This is a genomic window from Sphingopyxis sp., from assembly GCF_965279725.1.
Taxonomy (GTDB): domain Bacteria; phylum Pseudomonadota; class Alphaproteobacteria; order Sphingomonadales; family Sphingomonadaceae; genus Sphingopyxis.
Window position 1 is genome coordinate 743,124 of the sequence record NZ_CBDIIL010000001.1, and the last position, 18,178, is coordinate 761,301.

General features: G+C 64.2%; 17 protein-coding genes. 9 read left to right on the forward strand and 8 right to left on the reverse strand.

Features of this window, described 5'->3' with window-relative positions; genetic code table 11:
* The first annotated feature begins 69 nt into the window (after positions 1 to 69).
* The 4 genes from ACQY6T_RS03540 (at position 70) to ACQY6T_RS03555 (ending at position 4,042) form a co-directional block, all read left to right on the forward strand.
* Positions 70 to 1,242 (forward strand): PQQ-dependent sugar dehydrogenase, encoded by a 1,173-nt coding sequence (locus ACQY6T_RS03540; RefSeq protein ID WP_428628467.1) that lies wholly within the window; start codon positions 70 to 72, stop codon positions 1,240 to 1,242.
* A 129-nt stretch (positions 1,243 to 1,371) separates the two neighbouring features.
* Positions 1,372 to 2,142, forward strand: a complete 771-nt coding sequence (locus ACQY6T_RS03545; RefSeq protein WP_428628469.1) for an esterase/lipase family protein — start codon at positions 1,372 to 1,374, stop codon at positions 2,140 to 2,142.
* 111 nt (positions 2,143 to 2,253) lie between these two features.
* Entirely contained in the window at positions 2,254 to 3,570 is a 1,317-nt protein-coding gene (locus ACQY6T_RS03550; protein ID WP_428628471.1) for a S41 family peptidase, read from the forward strand.
* Entirely contained in the window at positions 3,554 to 4,042 is a 489-nt protein-coding gene (locus tag ACQY6T_RS03555; protein WP_428628472.1) for a MarR family winged helix-turn-helix transcriptional regulator, read from the forward strand. Before ACQY6T_RS03550 ends, ACQY6T_RS03555 begins: the two co-directional genes overlap by 17 nt.
* 53 nt (positions 4,043 to 4,095) lie before the next feature.
* Here ACQY6T_RS03555 and ACQY6T_RS03560 read toward each other — a convergent pair whose 3' ends face one another.
* The 3 genes from ACQY6T_RS03560 to ACQY6T_RS03570 form a co-directional block, all read right to left on the reverse strand.
* Complete coding sequence (locus ACQY6T_RS03560; RefSeq protein WP_428628474.1) at positions 4,096 to 4,866, reverse strand: COG4705 family protein; 771 nt, start codon at positions 4,864 to 4,866, stop codon at positions 4,096 to 4,098.
* Positions 4,867 to 4,942: 76 nt separating this feature from the next.
* The gene (locus tag ACQY6T_RS03565; protein WP_428628476.1) at positions 4,943 to 5,335 is read right to left on the reverse strand and encodes an acyl-CoA thioesterase; all 393 of its coding nucleotides are present in this window, start codon (positions 5,333 to 5,335) and stop codon (positions 4,943 to 4,945) included.
* Positions 5,332 to 6,582, reverse strand: a complete 1,251-nt coding sequence (locus ACQY6T_RS03570) for a threonine ammonia-lyase (protein ID WP_428628478.1) — start codon at positions 6,580 to 6,582, stop codon at positions 5,332 to 5,334. Before ACQY6T_RS03570 ends, ACQY6T_RS03565 begins: the two co-directional genes overlap by 4 nt.
* A gap of 59 nt (positions 6,583 to 6,641) precedes the next feature.
* Between ACQY6T_RS03570 and ACQY6T_RS03575 the strand changes: the two genes are divergently transcribed.
* From ACQY6T_RS03575 to ACQY6T_RS03590, 4 genes are all read left to right on the forward strand, one after another.
* Entirely contained in the window at positions 6,642 to 7,520 is an 879-nt protein-coding gene (locus ACQY6T_RS03575; protein ID WP_428628481.1) for an NAD(P)-dependent oxidoreductase, read from the forward strand.
* Positions 7,521 to 7,660: 140 nt separating this feature from the next.
* Complete coding sequence (locus ACQY6T_RS03580) at positions 7,661 to 9,355, forward strand: amidohydrolase (RefSeq protein ID WP_428628834.1); 1,695 nt, start codon at positions 7,661 to 7,663, stop codon at positions 9,353 to 9,355.
* On the forward strand, positions 9,345 to 10,619 hold the full coding sequence (locus ACQY6T_RS03585; RefSeq protein WP_428628483.1) for an FAD-dependent oxidoreductase: 1,275 nt from the start codon (positions 9,345 to 9,347) through the stop codon (positions 10,617 to 10,619). Before ACQY6T_RS03580 ends, ACQY6T_RS03585 begins: the two co-directional genes overlap by 11 nt.
* Before the next feature lie 112 nt (positions 10,620 to 10,731).
* Positions 10,732 to 11,880 (forward strand): alpha-hydroxy acid oxidase, encoded by a 1,149-nt coding sequence (locus ACQY6T_RS03590; RefSeq protein WP_428628486.1) that lies wholly within the window; start codon positions 10,732 to 10,734, stop codon positions 11,878 to 11,880.
* A 110-nt stretch (positions 11,881 to 11,990) separates the two neighbouring features.
* Here ACQY6T_RS03590 and creD read toward each other — a convergent pair whose 3' ends face one another.
* Both creD and ACQY6T_RS03600 read right to left on the reverse strand, forming a co-directional pair.
* Positions 11,991 to 13,469: a cell envelope integrity protein CreD gene (gene creD / locus ACQY6T_RS03595; protein WP_428628488.1), complete on the reverse strand. Its 1,479-nt coding sequence runs from the start codon at positions 13,467 to 13,469 to the stop codon at positions 11,991 to 11,993.
* 163 nt (positions 13,470 to 13,632) lie between these two features.
* Positions 13,633 to 14,382 (reverse strand): TorF family putative porin, encoded by a 750-nt coding sequence (locus ACQY6T_RS03600; protein WP_428628490.1) that lies wholly within the window; start codon positions 14,380 to 14,382, stop codon positions 13,633 to 13,635.
* Positions 14,383 to 14,642: 260 nt separating this feature from the next.
* Between ACQY6T_RS03600 and ispG the strand changes: the two genes are divergently transcribed.
* Complete coding sequence (gene ispG, locus ACQY6T_RS03605; RefSeq protein ID WP_428628493.1) at positions 14,643 to 15,794, forward strand: flavodoxin-dependent (E)-4-hydroxy-3-methylbut-2-enyl-diphosphate synthase; 1,152 nt, start codon at positions 14,643 to 14,645, stop codon at positions 15,792 to 15,794.
* Positions 15,795 to 15,823: 29 nt separating this feature from the next.
* On the opposite strand, the gene pip is transcribed toward ispG, so the two are convergent.
* From pip to ACQY6T_RS03620, 3 genes are all read right to left on the reverse strand, one after another.
* Entirely contained in the window at positions 15,824 to 16,918 is a 1,095-nt protein-coding gene (gene pip / locus ACQY6T_RS03610; RefSeq protein ID WP_428628495.1) for a prolyl aminopeptidase, read from the reverse strand.
* Between the two features lie 77 nt (positions 16,919 to 16,995).
* Positions 16,996 to 17,721 (reverse strand): 2OG-Fe(II) oxygenase, encoded by a 726-nt coding sequence (locus ACQY6T_RS03615; RefSeq protein ID WP_428628498.1) that lies wholly within the window; start codon positions 17,719 to 17,721, stop codon positions 16,996 to 16,998.
* Positions 17,722 to 17,780: 59 nt separating this feature from the next.
* Positions 17,781 to 18,038 (reverse strand): hypothetical protein, encoded by a 258-nt coding sequence (locus ACQY6T_RS03620; RefSeq protein ID WP_428628500.1) that lies wholly within the window; start codon positions 18,036 to 18,038, stop codon positions 17,781 to 17,783.
* Positions 18,039 to 18,178 lie beyond the last annotated feature (140 nt).

Below are 18,178 nucleotides of genomic sequence, written 5' to 3' on the forward strand. Positions count from 1 at the left end.
GCCCTCTCGACTTTGCCGTGCCGCCGCGCCAGATTGGCCTATCCTTCCCCAAGCAAAGCGAGCTTTTTCATGAAATCATTGCCGCTCCTCGCGCTTACTGCCGCGCTTGCCGCGAGCGCTTGCTCCGCCAGCACCGCGTCGAGCAAAGCCGCAGATCCCGCGATGCTCGATGTTTCGGGCGAACAGCCGACGACCCCGGTCGCCGATGCACCGTTCACTGTCCAAGAGGTCGCCAGCTTTAACGAGCCCTGGGCGATGACCTTTGTCCCCGGCACCCGCGCCGCGTTGATCACCGAGAAAGCGGGCAAGCTGAAACTGTGGGAAGAGAATGGCAGGATGCTCGACGTCGCGGGCGTTCCGACGGCCGCCTATGGCGGTCAGGGCGGCTTGGGTGACGTTATCGTTGCCCCCGATTTCGCCACCAGCGGCACCGTTTATCTCAGCTGGGTCGAGCCCGGCGCGGGCGGCACCTTTGGCGCCGTCGTCGGCATGGCCAAGCTGGTCCAGGGCGCGGCCCCGCGGCTGGAAGATCTCAAGACGATCTGGACCCAGTCGCCGAAGGTTAGCGGTCGCGGCCATTTCTCGCACCGCCTCGCCTTTTCTCCCGACGGCAAATATCTGTTTATCGGATCGGGCGAGCGCCAGAAATTCGACCCGGCGCAGGATATGAAGGCCAATTTGGGCAAGATCATCCGCCTGAACCCCGATGGCAGCGTTCCCGCTGACAATCCCTTCGCCGCGCAAGGCGGCGTGACAGCGCAAATCTGGTCGCTCGGCCACCGCAACATATTGGGCCTGGCGTTCGACGGCGCCGGGCAATTCTGGAACCAGGAAATGGGGCCAAAGGGCGGTGACGAGGTCAATCTGGTCGCGGCCAAGGCCAATTATGGCTACCCGATCGTGTCGAACGGCGATCATTATGATGGCAAGGACATTCCCGACCACCCGACCCGCCCCGAATTCGCCGCGCCGAAACTCTGGTGGAACCCGTCGATCTCGCCCGCCGGACTCGTCTGGTACAATGGCGATCTATATCCCGGCTGGAAGAACAGCCTGCTGATGGGCGCGCTGTCCGGCGAAGGACTGATCCGCATGGGCATTAACGGCGACAAGCTGTCCAAATCCGACCGCTGGGATTTCGGCACTCGCATCCGCGAGGTCGAGGTTCGCGACGACGGCACGGTCTGGCTGCTCACCGACGGCGAGGACGGCAAGCTGGTGAAACTGGTCCCGAAAAAGTGACATCGTCCACCGCAGGAAATAGCGTTGTCCCCACGAAGGCGGGAACCCATCTCGGGTGGGCGCATCCTGGAACCGGTCGGCGATAGAGCTCTGGCTTCGCAGGGGTACAGATTCTGGTATAGCCGCCCCATGATCCGCAACCTGCTCACCCGCCGCGCCGAATGGCCGGCGCGCATTCCCGACGATGACGCGCTGCCATCGCTGGGGTTGCTCTGGCGCGAGGTCACGAGTCTGGCGCGCGCGCTGTGGGGCCGGATTCGCCCGATGCCCCCCGAACCCAATCCCGATAGCGATCATCCGCCGGTAATGATACTCCCCGGCTTCCTGTCCGGCGACTGGGCAACCAAAGCGTTGCGCGCCGATCTCCGCCGATCGGGATTTCGCTGTTACGCCTGGGGTCTCGGCTTCAATCGCGGCGCTACTCCCGACATCATCGAGCGCATCGACACTCGCGTACAATGGATCATCGACCGCACCGGCCACGCCCCGGCGCTGGTCGGGTGGAGTCTGGGCGGTATTTACGCCCGCGAATATGCCAAACATCATCCGGCAAAAGTGGCGCGCGTCGTCACCCTTGGTTCTCCCTTTTCCGGCAGCCGCCGCGCCAACCGCGCCTGGCGCCTCTATCATCTGATCGCGCGCCATCCGGTCGACAATCCGCCGATCGATTTCCACCCCGCCCCGCGCCCCGAAATGCCGACCTTCGCTTTATGGTCGGCGTTCGACGGCGTCGTCGCGGTGGGCAGCGCGCGCGGCCAGCCGCATGAAAGCGACCGCCAGGTCGAGGTCGATTGCGGCCATATGGGCTTTGCCTATGCGCCGACGTCGGTGGCCGCGATTGTGAAGGCGCTCAAGGAAGAGGTCGCGTTGCCGCTCCCTCCGGCCGCTCAGCAGCTTTAGTACGCCGTGATCGCCTGACCGCCTGTCGCAACATCCATTCGGCTCTTGCCTCATGACGTTATACAACATATTGCGCAATATATTGTATAACTGAGTCGCAGGTGAATATTGATGCTTTCTGTGAAAAAATTCGGATCGGCGGGGATCGTCGCGGCGGCATGGTTGCTCGGCGTTGCTGCGACAGGCGAGGCGCCGCTTACGGCCGCTGACCGGCAACAGGTAGTCGAGCAGCTCGGCCAGGCTTTGGAGACCAATTATGTCTTTGCCGACAAGGCCAAGACGCTCGCTGCAACGCTCCGCGCCCATCTCGACAAGGGCGATTATGACGGTGCGCAGGACAAGGACGCGCTGGCGCAGGCGCTGACCAAAGACCTGCTCGCCGCCAGCAACGACCTGCATTTTTTCGTCGGCGTCGATCCCGCCTTTGCCGCCGACTATGCCGCCCGGAAAGATCCCGCGCGCGCCGCCGACTTGCGCGAAACCGACCGGCGCGACGAAGCCCGCAAGAACTTCGGCTTTACCGAGCTGCGCCGCCTTGAGGGCAATGTCGCCTATGTCGGAATGTCGCATTTTGCCGATCCCGACCTCGCCTATGATGCAGCCAGCGCGGCGATGCGCTTTATCGAGAACAGCGATGCCGTCATCTACGACATGCGCTACAACAATGGCGGCTATCTCGAGATGGCGCAGCTGCTCGCCAGCCAGCTTTTCCGCGCCGACAAGGATCAGGAGCTGTTCGATTATTATTATACCGACGATGGTCGCCGCATCGCCCGCGGCCAGTGGGTGCTCCCCGCCATCCCGGCAAAGCGGCTGACCGGCAAGCCCGTCTATGTCCTGACCTCGTCGACCAGCTTTTCGGCCGCCGAATGGTTCGGCTATTCGCTCCAGAAGCTTGGCCGCGCGACACTGGTCGGTGAGCGCACCGCGGGCGGGGCGCATCCGGTCGACCGCAAGCCGGTCGGCACCGACTTTTTCGTGCAGGTACCAATCGGCCAGATCCACGACCCCGTCGATCGCGGCGATTTCGAAGGACGCGGGGTTACGCCCGATCATCAAGTCGCCTCCGCCGACGCACTAATCTTCGCGCATCGTCTGGCACTGGCCGACACGGCGAAGCAAGCCGACGCCGCGTGGTTCGCACCCTCACTCGCCGCGCGCGCCAAAGCGGTCCAGCTTACGCCCGCTGGCTTGAAAGCCGTCGCCGGGCGCTATGAAGGCCGGCAGATCGACATCGTTGACGGCAAGCTACTCTACACCTGGCGCGAGCGTTTCCGCGCCACGCTGGAACCGCTGGGCGATGACCTGTTCGCGGTCGAAGGCGTCGACGATTTCCGCTTCCGCATTGCGCGCAAGGCGGGCAAGATTGTCGCGCTCGAACGCATCAACCGCGATGGACCGACCGACAGCTATGCCCGCCTCGACTGACTCCTGGAACAACCTCGACGACATCTCGTTCCTCGGGCGGCTCAGCGAGGCGCTGAGCCAGATGATCGAGGATCAGACGCGCGAGCTGTTCGACGCGGCGGGCATCGTCATCCCGGTGCGCTCCTGCTCGCTGCTCACCGCGCTGCGGCAGGCGGGCGAGGCGTCGGCGGCCGAGCTGGCGCGCGCGCTGGGTCAGTCGCACCAGCTGGTGATCCAGAAATGCCCGGCGCTGCTTCGCCTCGGCCTGATGACCCAGCACCCCGACCCAACCGACGCGCGCCGCAAGCTGTTTCGGCTGACCGAAAAGGGTCATGCCCAAATGGCAATGCAGGATAGCTATAGCGATGAAATTTCCGAGGTGTACCAACGCCTCTTCGAAGAGACCGGCGATGTGCATGCGATGATATTGAAAACCTTGCGGGCGCTCAAAGAGCGGCCCCTTCGCGAACGCGCCGCGCCGAAATCACGCTAGTCGAGGAAGGAGCGGAGATCCACTGAGAGGCGGGAGAAACGCGACCGAAATATTTAGCGGCCCTCCGCCTGAGCCAATTTGGCTCCCGCCTTTTGCGGCAGAATCACTATCAGAAGGACGATGGCGACGATCAGAACGGCTGACGCCAGCGGCCGGCTGAAATCCAGACCACCTTTCGCAATCGGCTTGTCCAGAAAATCGCCGACCGTGGCGCCCAGTGGCCGCGTCAGGACGAATGCTGCCCAGAACAGCGCGACATGACTGACCGCGCTGCGGTAATAGAGCAACGCCAATATGACGAGCAGCGCCCCGAACACAGCCGCAGCCCCCACATAGCCAAGCGGTCCGTCCGCTAGCCAGTCGCCCAGCGCGGTGCCCAGCGTTTGCGACAGGGTGATGGTCGTCCAATAATAGATTTCGGCCCGCGGCTCATGCACCGTCGCCACCGAAATGCTGCCCATCTGTCGATGCCAGACAAAAAGGGATCCGATAACAAGGCCAAATAGCAGCAGCGAGCCGCCGGGATACCCAATGCCCAGCGAACGCGTCGCGAAATCGGCGATCGTCGTGCCGGCGGTTGTCGACGCGATGATCGTAGCCCAATAGAGGAACGGGTGAAAAGCCTCCGCCCTGATCTGCGCGACGACCAGCGCGACAAGAATGGCGGCGAAGATCGCGGTTCCCACGAGATAGCCAAGGTTGAGCGTCATGCTGACGGTGTCCCCGGCGGTCTCGCCAAAGGTCGTCGCCAATGTCTTGATGATCCAGAATCCCAGGGTGACCGCCGGGACCTTGCTCAATGCACCACGCTCGAACGAGTTCATGCCGCACCTCCTGCGCAACTGGGACCAAGGGGACGCGCTTTGACGGGTGAACGACAAGTGAACGCCGACTTGCGCCCTACTCTGAAAACGGCGCCACCACCGCCGCCGTCACCCGCAGCGGCCGTCCGCTGGTCTTGTCGAGCAGCGCCCACACGGTCCGCGCGCGAACATGCACCTTCCCGTCGGCGCCGGTGAACTCCATGAACCGGTCGAACTTCGCCCCCTGCGGCTTGTCGGCAACCCACGTCCGCGCGGTCACCGTTTCGCCGGGGCCGAGCGCGCGCAGATAATCGATCTCGTGCCGCACCACGACCCAGATATAGGCGTCCTTGTGCGCTTGCGGCGCCGCGGCATCCCAATGACCGGTCGCGACCTGCTGGATCCACTGGACCCAGACCGCATTGTTGACATGGCCGAGCTCGTCGATGCTGTCGGGTGTGGCGACGAAATCGCGGGTGAACTCCCTCATGCCAGTTCGACGGTGGTCACCATATAACCCGCATCGCGCAGCGAGGCGACCAGGCTGTCGAGATGTTCGCGGTCGCGCGCCTCACATTCGATGTCGGTGATCAACCCCTTGGCGGGCAGCGTCGTAAAGATGCGCTGGTGATAGATTTCGATGATGTTGACCTGTTTCTCGTCGAACAGCTTCATCACCTTGAACAGCGCGCCAGGGCGGTCCTGCAATCGGATGCGCAGCCGCGCGATGCGGCCCGAGCGCGCCAGGTCGCGGAGCAGCACATTGGCGAGCAGCCGCGTGTCGATGTTGCCGCCGCACAACACCAGCCCGATCCTGCGCCCAGCAAACTCCTCCGGGTGTGCGAGAAGCGCGGCGAGACCTGCGGCGCCCGCGCCCTCGACGACCGTCTTTTCGATCTGGAGCAGCAGGCTGACCGCGCGTTCCAGATGGCGTTCGGCGACCAGCACAATGTCGTCGTTCAGTTCTGCCACGCGCTTACGCGTATATTCGCCGGGTTCCTTGACCGCGATCCCCTCGGCCAGCGTGTCACCCTCGCATGCCATGTCGACGCCGTTGAGCTTGGCGTACATCGACGGGTAAAGTTCGGCCTGCACGCCCACCAGGCGGATGTCAGGATTGATCCCGCGCGCTGCGGTCCCCATGCCGGTAAACAGCCCGCCGCCGCCGATCGGGATGATCAGCGTGTCGATCTCCGGAACATCCGCGAGCATTTCGAGCGCCACCGTCCCCTGCCCCGCCGCGATATGCGGATGGTCGAAGGGATGGACAAAGGTCAGCCCGCGCTCGACTTCCAGCTCGCGGGCATGGGCATAGGCATCGTCATATTTCTCGCCGAACAGTACGATTTCGGCGCCGTGGCTGGCGGTCTGGTACACCTTAACCTGCGGTGTCGTTTTCGGCATCACGATGGTGACAGGCACGCCCAGCCGCTTGCCATGATAGGCCAGCCCCTGCGCATGATTGCCCGCCGACGCCGCGATGACGCCGCGGGCGCGGGCCACGGGGTCCATCAGCAACAGCGCGTTCAGCGCGCCGCGCTCTTTATAAGCCGCCGTAAATTGCAGGTTTTCGAACTTCAGCCAGACCTCGGCGCCGACCATTTCCGACAGCGTCTGCGAATGCAGCGTCGGGGTGCGCACGATCGCGCCGTCGATCCGGGCCGCGGCGGCGCGCACATCGTCGAGGGTGATTGCCGGCAAATCGGCAGCGGACAGGGTGGGTGCGGTCGTGCTCATGATGGGGCTGGCCCTAGCCTATCTGGCGCACCGCGCAAACCATGGTTATGGACCGTTCTATGAGCGAACAAAAATTGCGCATCAGCTTCATCGGCACCGGCGTCATGGGCGGACCGATGGCGGGCCATCTTGCGAAAGCGGGCCATCACCTGACCGTGTACAACCGCACCCGCGCCAAGGCCGAGGCCTGGGTCGCGGCGCATGGCGGCGCGGCGGCAGCGACCCCGGCGGAGGCGGCACGCGACGCTGATGTCGTGCTGACCTGCGTCGGCAACGACGATGATCTGGCGCAGGTTACGCTGAGCCGCGATGGCGCGTTCAAGGCCATGCGCAAGGGCGCGCTGTTCATCGACCACACCACCGTGTCGGCGCGCATCGCGCGCCAACTGTCGGTCGAGGCCGAGGGGCTGGGCCTGCTCGTCGTCGATGCCCCCGTCTCGGGCGGCGAAGCGGGGGCGCAGAACGGCACGCTGTCGATCATGTGCGGCGGCACCAAGGCGGCGTTTGCTGCGGCCGAGCCGGTGATGCAGGCCTATGCCGCGCGGATGGTGCATATCGGCGGCCCCGGCGCGGGGCAGACGACCAAGATGGTCAACCAGATCGCGATCGCCGGGGTGCTGCAGGGGCTGTCCGAAGCGCTGCGTTTCGCCCAGGCGTCGCGGCTCGACACCGACAAGGTGTTCGAGGCGGTGTCGGGGGGCGCGGCGGCAAGTTGGCAGATGCTCAACCGCTGGGACACGATGGCGAAGGACGAGTTCGACTTCGGTTTCGCGGTCGACTGGATGCGCAAGGACCTCGGCCTCGCGCTCGACGAAGCGCGCTCGAACGGCGCGACGATCGCGGTCGCCGCGATCGTCGATCAATTTTACGCCGATGTGCAAAAGGCCGGGAACGGTCGCCGCGACACCAGCTCGCTTATAACAAGGTTGCCGAAATGAACCGCGAACAGACCCACACTCCCCTCCCGCCTGCGGGAGGGGCAGCGAGACTTAGTTCGGCGAAGCCGGGCTTAGTCGCAGCGGGGTGGGCTTCCACGGCTCACCGCCTGCTGCCCACCCCGCTGCGACTAGCCAGCAAGCTGGCAAGTCTCGCATCCCCTCCCGCCTGCGGGAGGGGAGTCGTCGTTGCCGCCCTCGCGCTCGCCCTCGCCGCCCCCGCGCACGCCGACACGCTGGTCGATAACGTGAACGGCATCACGCTCGACAAGGACGGCAAGCTGGTTCGTTTCACCGGACTGGTCATCGACACCCAGGGCAAAGTAAAAACACTGCTCGACCGCAAGGATAAGCGCCCGGAACGCCCCGATTTCAAACAGGACGGCCAAGGCAAGACCCTGATTCCCGGCCTGATCGACGCGCATGGCCATGTCATCGGCATGGGATTCCAGCTGATGCTGCTCGACCTGTCGGACACCAACTCACTGGCCGAGGCGCAGGCGGCGATCCGCAAATATGCCGCCGACAATCCCGAAATGCCGTGGATCATCGGATCGGGCTGGAATCAGGAGAAATGGGGTCTTGGCCGCTTCCCGACCGCCGCCGATCTCGACGCGGCGGTCCCCAACCGCCCGGTCTGGCTCGCCCGCGTCGACGGCCACGCCGGCTGGGCCAACAGCGCCGCGATGGCATCGGCGAAAGTCACTGCCGCCAGCAAGTCGCCCGAGGGCGGGCGTATCGAAATGACGGGCGGCAAGCCGAGCGGCGTGTTCGTCGATGCGGCGATGAGCCTGATCGACGGCGCCAAGCCCAAACCGCTAGCGCGCGACATCGACCGGGCGCTGTATCTCGCGCAGCAAAAGCTGCTCGAACAGGGCATCACTGCGATCGCCGACATGGGCACGACGATCGAGGAATGGCAATCGTACCGCCGCGCCGGCGACAAAAAACAGCTTGCGGTGCGCATCCTCTCCTACGGCGGCGACATCGACAATATGGCGATCATCGCCGGGTCCGAACCGACGCCGTGGCTCTATGACGATCATCTCCGAATGGTCGGGGTCAAACTCTATCTCGACGGCGCGCTCGGCTCGCGTGGCGCCTGGCTGAAAGCACAGTATAGCGACGCAGCGGGGCAAAAAGGCTTGCCGTTGCTGACCCCCGCACAGCTGCGCAACAAGATGGTGCGCGCGTCGATGGACAAGTTCCAGGTCGCGATCCACGCGATCGGCGACGCTGCGAATGCCGAGGCTTTGGACGCGATCACCGATCTCAACGCCGACCTGCCCGGCGACCGCCGCTGGCGCATCGAACATGCGCAGATCATCGACCCCGTCGACATTCCGCGCTTCGCCAGCATGAAAGTCATCGCCTCGATGCAGCCCGTTCACCAGACGAGCGACCGGCTGATGGCCGAAGCGCGGCTTGGCCCCGACCGACTGAAGGGCGCCTATGCGTGGCGCAGCCTTGAAAAAGCAGGTGTTCGCCTCGCCTTCGGTTCGGATACACCGGTGGAAAGCGCCAACCCCTTCCCCGGCCTCGCTGCGGCGATCTCGCGCACCGATGCCAAGGGCGAGCCGTTCGGCGGCTGGCGTCCTGAGGAAGTGGTGAGCCGCGAAACCGCGCTCGACGGCTTCACCCGCGCCGCCGCTTTTGCCGGGTTTGCCGAGGATCGCATTGGCACTTTGATGCCCGGGATGCGCGCCGACTTCCTGATCGTCGACGCCGACCCAATGCTCGCCAGTCCCGACGAGATCCGCAAAATGACGCCGCTCGAAACCTGGATCGGCGGCTATCGCTATTACAAGAAGAGCGAGGGCGCGACCGTTGGCCGCTGATACGCCTCCCAACAATATACCGACGCGCCGTGCGCTGCTCACCAGCCTCGCCGCACTGCCCGTGGCCGCTGCGGCGGCGGCCGCCGAACGCAAATCAAAAAAGCGCAAACCGGCCAAGCCCAAGGTCCAGCACGTCGATGTCGCGATTATCGGCGCCGGGGTGTTCGGCGCGTGGACCGCATGGCATCTCCTGCGCGCCGGCAAGACGGTGCGATTGTTCGACGCCTATGGCGCGGGTCACGCGCGCGCGTCGTCCGGCGGCGAGAGCCGCGTCATCCGCATGGGCTATGGCGCCGACACCATCTATTCGGAAATGGCGCGCGAATCCTTGCCATATTGGAAATCCTTATCCGACACCGCAAGCGCGCCGATCTTTCACAATAGCGGCGTATTGTGGTTCGCGCCGCAGGGCGACGCTTATACCGCACAGTCGCTCGCCTGGTTGCAGGCGAACCGCGTCGGACACGAACATGGCGATGTGAGCTGGCTGCAGAACAAATATCGCCAGATGCAATTCTATCAGGGCGAGACCGGCATCCTCGAAACCGAAACCGGCGCGCTGATCGCCGGGCGCGGCGTGCAGGAAGTGATCGCGGACGCCCAGATTGCGGTCGAGCGCGTCGTCATGCCCGCACCCTTGCTGTCGAAAAAGATCAAAAAACACGCACTCCCTGACGGCGGCACCGCCGATCATCTCGTCTATGCCGCAGGTCCGTGGCTGGCCGAACTTTTCCCGCAGCAATTGATGGGAAAGATCGTCGCGACGCGGCAGGAAGTCTATCATTTCGGCGCGCCGCAGGGCGACACTCGTTTTGCCCCGCCCGAACTGCCCGTGTGGGCCGATTTCAACAACGGTCGGATCGTTTACGGCCTCCCCGACCTGGAGGGCGCGGGGTTCAAGATCGCAGTCGATGTCCACGGCCCGGTGATCGACCCCGATACAATGGAGCGTAGCCTGACCCCTGCCGGGATCGCCGAGGCGCGCGCGTACATCGCGCGCCGTTTCCCCGGCCTCGCTTCGGCGCCGCTGATCGGTGGGCGCGTCTGCCAATATGAGAACAGCTCGAACGGCGACTATCTGATCGATCGCTTTCCGGGGCAGGAGCGCGTCTGGCTGGTCGGCGGCGGATCGGGGCACGGGTTCAAGAACGGCCCCGCGGTGGGCAAGCGCGTTGCAGCACATATCCTCGATCCGAAGCTGGCGGTGGAGCCGCGCTTCAGCTTCGCGACCAAGGGAACCGTGGCGGCGCGGACGGTGTTTTGATGCCCGGCACCGACGCCCAATCCCGTTCGTGTCGAGCGAAGTCGAGACACGTGAGGCAAGGCACGAACGCAGCGTGTCTCGACTTCGCTCGACACGAACGGAAACATAAAAAGTGAACCTCACCGACTGCCACAATATCGACGACTTCCGCATGCTCGCGAAACGCCGCCTGCCTTGGCCCGTGTTCGACTATATCGACGGCGCCGCCGACGAAGAGGTCACCCGCCGCCGCAACCGCGCGGCGTTCGACGATTGCGACCTGATCCCGCGCGTCCTCGCCGGGGTCGAAAGCGTCGATATGCGCACGACCTTGTTCGGCCGCGAAATGGCGATGCCGTTGTTCCTGTCGCCCACCGCGCTCCAACGCCTGTTCCACTGGCAGGGCGAGCGCGCCGTGCTGCGCGCCGCGGCGAACGCCGGCACGATGGCGGGTATTTCCAGCCTCGCGACGATCAGCCTGGCCGAGGCGGGCGCGCTGACCGACGGCCCCAAGCTGTTCCAGCTCTATGTCCACAAGGACGACGGGCTGAACCGCGCGATGCTGGCATCGGCGCGCGATGCGAAATTCGATGCTGTCGCGCTGACCGTCGACACGATCGTCGGCGGCAACCGCGAACGTTGCCTGCGCTCGGGCTTCACCTCGCCGCCGCGCTTCACCGCGGGCAATATGCTGAGCTACGCCGCCAGGCCCGGCTGGGGGCTCAACTATGTGCTGCGCGAAAAATTCAGCCTGCCCAACCTCGCCACCCATGTGTCGGAGGGATCGAGCGTCCCCAAATCGGTCGCCGACTATTTCACCTCGATGCTCGACCAGAGCCTCGACTGGCAGCGCGCCGAGGCGATCCGCAAGCAATGGGACGGCCCCTTTTGCCTTAAAGGAATCGCCGCGGTCGAGGATGCGCGCCGCGCGGTCGAGATCGGCGCGACTGCGATCATGGTGTCGAACCACGGCGGTCGCCAACTCGACGGCAGCATCTCGCCCTTCGACGCGCTCGCCGACATCGTCGATGCGGTCGGCGACAAGATCGAGGTGATCTGCGACGGCGGCATCACGCGCGGGACGCATGTACTGAAAGCGCTGTCGGTCGGGGCCAAGGCCTGCTCGGGCGGCCGCCTTTATCTTTACGCGCTGGCTGCGGCGGGCGAGGATGGCGTCGCCCGCGCCATCGCCCTGCTCCGCGCCGAGATAGAGCGCGGCATGAAACTGATGGGGGCCAAGACCCTGTCGGATCTCGGCCCCCAAAATCTGCGCTGGCGCTGACTTTCCTTCTTTCGTCATCCCCCCGAAAGCGGGGACCCAGTTCCAGCGTCGCGTCGGCATGTACCGTAGAGCTGGGTTCCCGCTTTCGCGGGAATGACGATTAAGAACGGTCAGGCCGCTGGCAAAGCCTCATCCTTCTTGCCCAGCCCGCTCCAGTCGATGCTGCGCGTCATGTACATCACCCCGGCAAGGGCGAAGAACATCAGCACCGAACCGATGAGCAGAGAATAAGCCTCGAGGTTCAGCAGCACATAGAGCAGCGCATACAGCCCGACCAGCATCGCGGCAAGGAACCGCGCGCGTTTCCAGCTTTTCAGCACCGCCGCGCTGTAGAAGGCCAGCAATCCGATGATCGCCGCCGACGCCAGCATATAAGCAAAGGTGAACCCGATCACCTCGGCAAAGGCCAGCAACAGCACGAAGAACAGCACCAGCGCCACCCCGGTCAGCAGATATTCGGCCGGCGCCACCCGCGCGCCCGCGATGATGTCGAACATCAGAAAGGCGACGAAGGTAAAGCCGATGAACAGAAAGCCATATTTGATCGCGCGATCGACCTGGCTGTAGAGGTCAACAGGTTCGATCAGGCTGATCGCTACCGCTTTTGCGGTGCCGCCCGATTCCATGTTGCTGCCGTCGTTTGCCACTGTGGTCACATCGACAGCCTCGGCATAGCGCGGGCCGTTGCCCGAATAGTTGGTTGTGACCGGCGGCGACAGGTCGCCGGTGAGAACCTGCGCCTGTCCCAACGCCAGATTCGGAATTGCATAGGTCGCGGTAAAGCCGCTTGTCTTGACGTCGCGCTTGGCGGGCAGGAAGTCGCCGCCAAAGCTTGGGTTCGGCCAGCTCGACTTGACCGTCCAGCGGGTATCGACGCCGCGCGGGATCAGCTTGAAATCGCCCAGCCCGCGGACGCCGATCTTGTAATCGACCTTCAGCGGCGCGGCTGCGGTCCAGTCGACAAAGGCAAAAGTACCCGAATTGCCGGTCGAGAGCAGCCCCTTGCCGGGCTGAAGCGCGAGCGGGATGCCGTTGACCGCGACGCTATTGCCGTCGACTAGCCCGCGGGCGTCGCTGACCCCCAACCGCACTTCGGCGCGGTCGAGCATCAGCGCCTCACGCGCGACACCAAAGCGGGCGATGTCGGCGGGCAGTGCGAAATCGGCGGTTCCCGAAATCTGGCTTTCATAAACGACGGTCTCGTAAATAGCTTTCTTCCGCTTCTCGGGCTTGATGACGACATCGGCCCGATTCGACTGCGGCGACAGATAGAGGTTGCGGATCGTGTTGACCGTCCGCGTCACATCCTTGCCGTTTTCGGTGACGGTGTTCGTTTCGGTGGCGCGATAGGGGATGACGATTACCGGCCCGGCGATCGTTTGCTGGCCGCCCCAGCCTTGACCGATCGAGGCCTGCGCGGTTTGCGCCTGCTGCTGGCGATCCCACAGCAGGCCGTAAATCATGAGGAGGGGGACCATCAATGCCACCGCGATCAGCACCGCGATGACCAGCTTGACGCCGGGACTTCGCTCGCTGCGCGCGGGCGGCACCGGGCTCGTGACGGGGGGGACGGAAACGCTCTGAGTCATGGGGGATACTCTTGCTGCTTCAACTCGTCGATGAAATTGCACGGTTCGCCGCTGCGGTCAAGCGCGTTGCGCTGACTCGAGCCGGGCGCCCAACGCGCACGAAAAAGGGGGCGGCCTCCCCCGAAGCCGCCCCCTTAGCGCGTGGTCGTGACTCGCTAGCTAATCAGAAGGAGAAGCCCAGCGTAAAGACGACCTGCGGATCGTAAAGCGTATCGATTGCCTTGATGCCCGACTTCTTGATGTCGGTGTCGACATATTGAACTGTGAACGTCGCCGGTCCAGCGGCGAACGAAGCGCCGACCAACCAGTCGATATAGTTGCCGCCGGGCGCCAGTGCGCCGAGCGAGCCATCGGTGTAGCCCACGGCGGCGTTCAGCGTGACCGGCGTTTCGGGGATGCCATAGCCAAGGCCAAGGTTCAGGTAGATATTGTCGTCGTCGCCGAGCGAGCTCTGATCGGGAGCATAAGCCACCATACCGGTCGCCGAAACGGGCCCGATGTCGTGCGACAGCTTGCCGATGATTTCGACATAGTCGCTCGGGCCTGCGAAATCCTGATTGCCGGGATAGACATAATAGGTCGCGCCGATATCGACCGTCGTGCCGGGTGCGATTTCGGTGTTGAAGCCGCCATAAAGGTCGAGTTCGAACTTGCCATAGAGCGGGCTGTCGGGAAGGCCCGAACCCCATGCTCCGACATAGAAGCCGCTTTCATGGCTGACCGTCAGGGTCGGCTGGACTTCGACCTTTTCGTTCGACAGCGAGATGCCGCGGAAACGATAATCCGACGTAACCGCAATGCCGCCCGAAAGCGAGAACGGGCCGCTGGCTTCTTCTTCCTGAGCGAAGGCAGGCGTCGACAGGGCCGACGCGGCGAGCAGCATGCCGAAACACGCTTTGGTAAGAAACTTCATGGGTGATCCCCCTAGAGAAAAAAACGGATCGTCCCGGCCTGCCGTGCGTGTCCACGCCTCTTTTGTCGGGCCTGTGACGACGAACACCTTCGAAATTGCCGATTTTGCTGCAATGCACAAACAAAAATTGCGCGCAGCTCCGATTCAGCACCGGAGTGTGTCTTTCGCGCAACATCTCCCCGAGCCATGCTTGGCTTTGCCAATCGCGCGCCGGACCGCTAAAGAGCGGCGCTGTCCCCCTCTCGATCGAGCCCGAAACCATGAGCGATCACAACCCCGGCCTGCGCCCCTGGCGCGACATTGCGCGGCGTACCAGCCGCCAGATCATGGTCGGCAACGTCCCGGTCGGCGGCGGCGCGCCGATTACGGTTCAGACGATGACCAACACGCTGACCAGCGACGCGGTGGCGACGATCGACCAGATTCGCCGCTGCGAGGAAGCGGGCGCCGACCTGATCCGCGTATCCTGCCCCGACACCGAATCGACCGCGGCATTGGGAAAGATCGTCCGCGCCGCGCGCGTGCCGCTGATCGCCGACATTCACTTCCACTACAAGCGCGCCTTGGAAGCCGCCGACGCCGGTGCTGCGTGCCTGCGAATCAACCCGGGCAATATCGGCAGCAGCGAACGCGTCGGCGAAGTCGTCCGCGCCGCCAAGGCGAACGGCTGCGCGATCCGCATCGGGGTCAACGCGGGCAGTCTCGAGAAAGACCTGCTCGAAAAATATGGCGAACCTTGCCCCGAGGCGCTGGTCGAAAGCGCGCTCGATCATATCAAGCTGCTTCAGGACCATGATTTCCACGACTATAAGGTCGCGGTGAAGGCGAGCGACGTCTTCCTCGCGGTCGCCGCTTATGCGCAGCTCGCCGACGCGGTCGACTGTCCGCTCCACCTCGGTATCACCGAAGCTGGCGGGCTGATCGGCGGGACCGTCAAATCGGCGCTGGGCATCGGCAATCTGCTGTGGGCGGGCATCGGCGACACGATCCGCGTCAGCCTGTCGGCCGAACCCGAGGAAGAAGTGCGCGTCGGCTACGAAATCCTGAAATCGCTCGGCCTGCGCACCCGCGGCGTCCGTGTTGTCTCCTGCCCCAGTTGCGCGCGCCAGGGCTTCGACGTCATCCGCACCGTGCAGGCGCTCGAAGAAGCGCTCGGCCATATCAAGACCCCGATGTCGCTCTCGGTCCTCGGCTGCGTCGTCAACGGCCCCGGCGAAGCGCGCGAAACCGACATCGGCATCACCGGCGGCGGCAACGGCAAGCATATGGTCTATCTTTCGGGGGTCACCGACCATCATGTCGCCGACGCCGATATGATCGGTCACATCGTCAAGCTGGTCGAGGCCAAGGCGGCGGAAATCGATGCGGGCAGTTCGGTCAGCATGGACGTTGCGCACGGCAAGGCGGCGTAACCACCGGCGCTGCGATCGAGCTGGCCGCCCTAGCTCCCGGTCGGCACCGGAAGCCCGTCCATCACCGCGGTCAGCGCCAGCGCATTTTCGCGCTCCATCGCGCTATGTCCGGCGTTGGTCACCACATAACTCACCGGCTCGGCCCCGGCCGCGCGCAGCGCCGCGACCAGCCTTGATGCTTGGGTCAGCGGACAAACCTCGTCGAAACGGCCGTGGACGATATGGATGGGAATCGCCGCCAGCGTGGCGATATTGTCGAATAAATGCCCCGGCGCGATGAACAGTTCATTGGCGAAATAATGCGCCTCGATTTGGGCGAAACACAAAGCGAAATCGGCCTCGCCGAACTTGCCGGTGTTGGCGGCCTCGGGGATCATGTTCGAAATCACCCCTTCCCACAGCGACCAGGTCACCGCTGCTTTGAGTTGGCGTTCTTTTTCCGCGTCGTTCGTCGGCACCATATCGAAAATCGCCTTGTACGACGCCATGACGTCGCCGCGCTCGGCGGGGGTCAGGATGTCCAGCAACGCCGCCCATTCGCCCGGATATTTGATATATGCCCCCGGCGCGGTCAGGCCATACGGATCCGCCTCCCACGTCGCGGCATTGCCCTGATACAGATACTCCAAATCCTCTGGTGCGCCGAGGAAGATGCCGCGCAGAATCAGGCTGGCGCAATGCCCGGGGTGTGCGATCGCATAGGCCATCGCCAGCGTGCTTCCCCAACTGCCGCCAAACACATGCATGGCGCCCGCAATGCCCAGATGGTCGCGCAATTTCTCGATGTCGCCGATCAAATCCGCCGTCGTATTTTTGCTCAGCGCCACCGCCGGCCCCGCCGATGCGACATTGGGTTCGCTCTTGCCGCACCCGCGCTGATCGAACAGGATGACGCGATAGCGCTTGGGATCGAAAAAGCGTGCCATCGCGGGCGCGCACGCGCCGCCCGGACCACCATGCAGAAACATCACCGGCTCACCCGCCGGATTGCCATATTCCTCCCAGTAAATCCGGTGCGCCGGGTCAAGGCCGACCTCCAGCCAGCCGAAATTCAGGCATGGCGGCTGCGGATACACCCACGCGTCGCCGATCTTGCTGCTCGCCTGAAGCCGGGAAAAATCCATCGCTGATGTCCTCGCTGGTGCGGAAAGATGGTTCCGGCTTAACCGTCGCAGCGGCCATGTCCACCCGCTACGCCGCTTTATCCGGCATCGTGAAAGATCACCCCTAGCGTGTGGCGGCGTCCCGACCGCACCATGCTGACCCCATGGCGCATCGCCACCCGGTAATCGCCGCGGCTGCCCGCCACCGGCCGCTCGTTGACCGCGAACACCACGGCATCGCCCTTGCCCAGCGGGACGACGGCGGCGCGCGACTGCATCCGCGGTCGCTGCTCGGTCAGCACAAATTCGCCGCCGTCAAAATCCGCCCCCGGCGCCGACAACAGCACCGCGACCTGCAAGGGAAACACCTCCTCACCGTACAGATCGCGGTGCAGGCAATTATAATCGCCCGGCCCATATCGCAGCAGCAACGGCGTCGGCCTGACCTGTCCCGCAGCGTGGCACACCGCCAGATAGTCGGAATGATCGGCCGGAAAGCGCACGGTCCTCCCCATTCGCTCGTGCCAGCGGTTGGCGACCAGTGCCAGCCGCGGATAAAGCGCCCCGCGCAACCCCGCGACCAACCGCGGCAGCGGATAAGCGAAATAGCGATATTCGCCGCGCCCGAACCCGTGCCGCGCCATTTGGACATGGTTGCGGAACAGCGCCTCGTGCGGATAGACGGCCGCGGTCTCGTCGCACTCCGCCTCGCTCAGCAACCCCGGCAACACCGCCCATCCCTCGCGATCAAGCGCTGCGCCGATCATATCCCAATCCAACGCGGCAAGGCGCGCGGGACCATGTGTGTCGATCATATTTGTCATGCGCCTTCGATGCCACCCCACCCAAACAGGCGCGCCCCGTTTCTTGCTTTCAAACTTCGTCATTCCGGGGAACCCGAGGCCACCGATATTAGAACTTGGCTGGAATCGAGAACGCTAAAGCCCGACGCTGAAAGGGTGGCGTGAACCACGCTGCGCTTATCGCCGGTATGTCCCACGACCGTGTCGGCGAGTGAGCGCATGGCGTTCGAAGCATCAAAATGGGTGTCAGAGCCTGGGAACTTATCGGTGAGCTTGGTGACCTTGCGCTTGGAGGTTTCAGCGACGCCGGATGGCGGCCGGGAATATTCACGGCGCATTCGCCAGTCATGCGATGGCCTCGACTCGCTCGCGTTCGATTTTCGCGAAGGGGCGGGCATCGGACGGCGAGCCGGGAGATCGTGCTGGCGCCCGCGATCGCCGCCAACGCATCGGCGACGCTGTCAGGTAGGCCGCGCAC